Source organism: Falsigemmobacter faecalis (assembly GCF_003863335.1).
In the GTDB taxonomy this organism is placed as follows: Bacteria; Pseudomonadota; Alphaproteobacteria; order Rhodobacterales; family Rhodobacteraceae; genus Wagnerdoeblera; species Wagnerdoeblera faecalis.
Genome location: NZ_RRAZ01000073.1, coordinates 1 through 3412, shown reverse-complemented (window position 1 = coordinate 3412; position 3412 = coordinate 1). Strand labels below are relative to the sequence as shown.

Below are 3412 nucleotides of genomic sequence, written 5' to 3'. Positions count from 1 at the left end.
CACCGATAACGCCTTCATCCTGCGTCGGGGGAAACAGTCCCCCGGGCTGAACACTAATCCCTCCTCACGTTTAACGGCCGCTTCCGCGAGGAGTGTCTCAGCGCTCACGGGTTCATGACGTTTGCAGATGCGAAGGAAAAGATGGAGACTTGGTTGAGCGACGACAACACCGAACGACCGCATGGCGCCATTGGCGACAAGACGCCCTGCGAACGGGCAAATCCGGAGCCCGCTTCCGGCCCGAGCCCCGGCCAAACACCCGAAAACTCCAGCCTCGGGTGAGCCAGAAGGCGGTCTCACTTCATAAGCCGGAAAACTCTGCCTTCGGGTGGTCCATAGTTGGGTAGCGGATCAAGCTGGGCCGGACTCTCATCAACGGTGGAGAAAAAATCCCGTGGCAGGTCAGTAGCCGGGTTGAGGTGTGGGGAAACAGAAAAGTCTCCGGGAAACTGTTGTCCTGACGAGGAGAGGACCTGCATTCGACGCTCCGGGCAATGTCTCGGGATGAGGGTCTTCGACAGACAAATGGCGCGCTCAGCTGTTCTTATTCGCTTCACAAATTTCCGGACCTCCGGTCATAACCCTGCTGGCTGAAGGGGCAGGCACTCCCAAAGGTCATATGCGCTACCGGGCTGCTCACCCCTGGAACAGGGCCTGGCTCAAATGGAAACGGCCCCCGAAGGGGCCGCTGTGAAGCGCGAAGGCCGGGCTTATTACTCAGCCGGGATTACGGCACCTTTGTAGGTCTCATTGATCCAGGCGCGGACTTCTTCAGACTGCAGCACTTCGATCAGGGTTTTGATCTCGGCGCGCTCTTCATCACCGGCACGAACGGTGATGATATTGGCGTAGGGGTTGTTCTGCGCCGCCTCAAGCGCGACCGGGTCCTTCACCGGGTCGAGGCCCGCGCCGAGGGCGTAGTTGGCGTTGATGGTGACGGCATCACCCTCATCATTGGCATAGACCTGCGGCAGGAGCGAGGCTTCGATATTGGGCAGGAAGGTGAGGTTTTTCGGGTTCTCGACGATATCCGTGATGCGGATCGCCACCGGCTCAACGCCCTCTTTCAGCTTTACCACGCCTTCGCGGGCGAAGATCGACAGGATACGGCCCTCTTCGGCGACCGAGTCGCGCATGATGACTTTGCCGTCCTGCGGCAGTTCCGAGAGCGATTTCCAGCGTTTGGAGTAGATCCCGATCGGCTCAATATGGATGCCACCGGCATTGACCAGATTGAACTCAGGGTTGCCTTCATTCTCAGCCAGAACCTGGTTCAGATAGGGGACGTGCTGGAAGTAGTTGGCATCAATCTCTTTTCCGGCCAGCGTGGCGTTCGGCAGGATGTAATCCTGGAACACAATCACCTCAAGCGCGATGCCTTTTTCCTTCAGCAGCGGCTTTGCAAATTCCAGGATCTCAGCATGGGGCACCGGGGATGCGCCGACCTTGAGGGTGGTTTCAGCCAGACCCACAGTGGTCGAGAGAGCAAGAAGGCCAACGGCGGCCAGAGCTTTTTTAATCATGAGAAACCCTTTCTTCAGCGTTTATCGAGATGCCGCGTCAGGCGGTCACCTGCGAATTGAATTGCGAAAACAAGCAGCAGGATCACCGCCGTTGCGACGAAAATGACCTGACGGTTGTTTCGCTGAAAACCTTCGAGATAGGCCAGATGGCCAAGGCCGCCGGCGCCAATCGCCCCGGCCATCGCGGTATAAGACACCAGCGCGATCAGCGTGACGGTCATGCCCGAGACCAGCGCGGGGGCCGCCTCGGGGATCAGCACGCGGAACAAAATCGTCCCCATGCCGCCCCCCATGGCGCGGGTCGCCTCAATCACACCGCGGCTGACTTCGCGGAAGGCAATCTCCACGAGGCGCGCATAAAACGGTGCCGTGCCCAAAATCAGCGCGGGCAGGGCGGCATTAACCCCCAGAATCGTACCGATCACCGCCTTGGTAAAGGGGATCAGCAGCACCAGAAGAATGATAAAAGGAATGGCGCGGCCGATATTCACAATCAGCGACATCACCCGGTAAACCACACGATTGGCCAGCGGCTGGCCCGGTGAGGTCAGAAACAGAACAGCACCAAGCAGCAGCCCGAGCGCTGCCGTTAACAGACCCGAAACCCCGGTCATATAAAGTGTATCGAGCGTCGCCTGCCAAAGCTGGTCGGCCCGCACCCGCGGGAAGAGAGAAGTCAACATATCCGGTCACCCTTCCGAGACGTCAATTCCGGCGGCGCGAAGCTGCGCAACACCATCGGCAAGGGCCAGAGGCCGGATTAACACCTCGCCGCGAAACCCGTTCCCCTCGCGGGTGAGGTTTTTAAGGCTGAGGCCAAGGTCAGGGGAGGCGGCAATCGCCAGCAGCCGCTGCGCCGCTTCATCGGGCAGGCGAATGCTCAGGCTTTTCGGCTCGGGGGCCGGGATCTGTCCGATAAAGCGCTGCGTCACCGGCTCTCGCGGGGCGGTGAAGACCTGCGCCACCGGACCGGTCTCAATCACCCGCCCGGCCTCCATAACGGCCACAGAACTGCAGATCCGCCGCACGACATGCATCTCATGGGTGATCAACACGATGGTCAGCCCGAGGCGGCGGTTGATCCCGGCCAGAAGATCCAGGATCTGGTCCGTCGTCTCAGGATCAAGCGCCGATGTGGCTTCATCGCAAAGCAGAACATCCGGCTGATTGGCGAGCGCCCTTGCGATGCCGACCCGCTGCTTTTGCCCGCCCGAAAGCTGCGACGGCCAGTGGTCGCCGCGACCTTCCAGGCCCACAAGCCCGATCAGCTCTTCGGTCCGGCGGCGGATTTCATCCTTCGGCAGACCCGCAATTTCCATCGGCAGTGCGATATTACCCCGGACGCTGCGGGACCACAAAAGATTAAAGTGCTGAAAGATCATCCCGATTTTCGGGCGGACCTGACGCAAAGCGCGCTCAGAAGCGGCGCCAATGTCGGTCCCGTTCACAATCACCCGCCCCGCCGTCGGACGCTCAAGTCCGTTCAGCAGGCGGATCAGCGTGCTTTTACCCGCACCGCTATAGCCGATGACCCCAAAAATCTCACCGCCAGGGATATTGAGATCCACCTGATCGACAGCAGCCACGCGGGAGGGGCCTGTTCCAAAGTGCCGCGAAACCGCGCTGAGAGAGATCATACTGCCCGTTCCTTCATCACCTGCACCTTATCCGAAACTCTCAGGAATTGGCTTCCTATCTTTCAGTGGTCCCCGGAGCAACGTCCCGCGCGGGTTGAGAATGAGGGAACGGGCATTCTGTCAGAAGCAGGGGCTATGCCTGACCACAGGCCGGATTCGCCGTCTGCGGGCGGGGGCAGATCGATTGATTCCACCGATTCCGCGGAATCAGCCCCTGAAGGTGTCGGTCTTCCGTCCTTCTCCACCGGCTCC

The 3412-nt window shown here is 60.1% G+C and carries 3 protein-coding genes and 1 pseudogene; 1 reads left to right on the top strand and 3 read right to left on the bottom strand.

The features are described 5' to 3' along the window. Positions 1-69: 69 nt before the first annotated feature. Positions 70-282, top strand: a pseudogene (locus tag EG244_RS20770) (integrase core domain-containing protein); the annotation flags it as partial. A 431-nt stretch (positions 283-713) separates the two neighbouring features. Here the strand turns inward: EG244_RS20770 and EG244_RS19910 are convergent. From EG244_RS19910 to EG244_RS19900, 3 genes are read right to left on the bottom strand one after another with little or no spacing between them, the layout of a single operon-like run. Next, positions 714-1523, bottom strand: coding sequence for a MetQ/NlpA family ABC transporter substrate-binding protein (locus EG244_RS19910; RefSeq protein ID WP_199738044.1), 810 nt, complete (start codon positions 1521-1523; stop codon positions 714-716). Positions 1524-1537: 14 nt separating this feature from the next. Continuing rightward, positions 1538-2206 carry a methionine ABC transporter permease gene (locus tag EG244_RS19905; RefSeq protein WP_124966893.1) on the bottom strand — a complete coding sequence of 223 codons (669 nt, stop codon included), beginning with the start codon at positions 2204-2206 and terminating at the stop codon, positions 1538-1540. Between the two features lie 6 nt (positions 2207-2212). Then, a complete protein-coding gene (locus EG244_RS19900; protein ID WP_124966892.1) occupies positions 2213-3160 on the bottom strand; it encodes a methionine ABC transporter ATP-binding protein in 948 nt (315 codons plus the stop codon). Positions 3161-3412 lie beyond the last annotated feature (252 nt).

Bases quoted from the DNA above. Each gene is read 5' to 3' on its own strand.
- EG244_RS19910 (WP_199738044.1), bottom strand. From the start codon at position 1,523: ATGATTAAAAAAGCTCTGGCCGCCGTTGGCCTTCTTGCTCTCTCGACC.
- EG244_RS19905 (WP_124966893.1), bottom strand. From the start codon at position 2,206: ATGTTGACTTCTCTCTTCCCGCGGGTGCGGGCCGACCAGCTTTGGCAG.
- EG244_RS19900 (WP_124966892.1), bottom strand. From the start codon at position 3,160: ATGATCTCTCTCAGCGCGGTTTCGCGGCACTTTGGAACAGGCCCCTCC.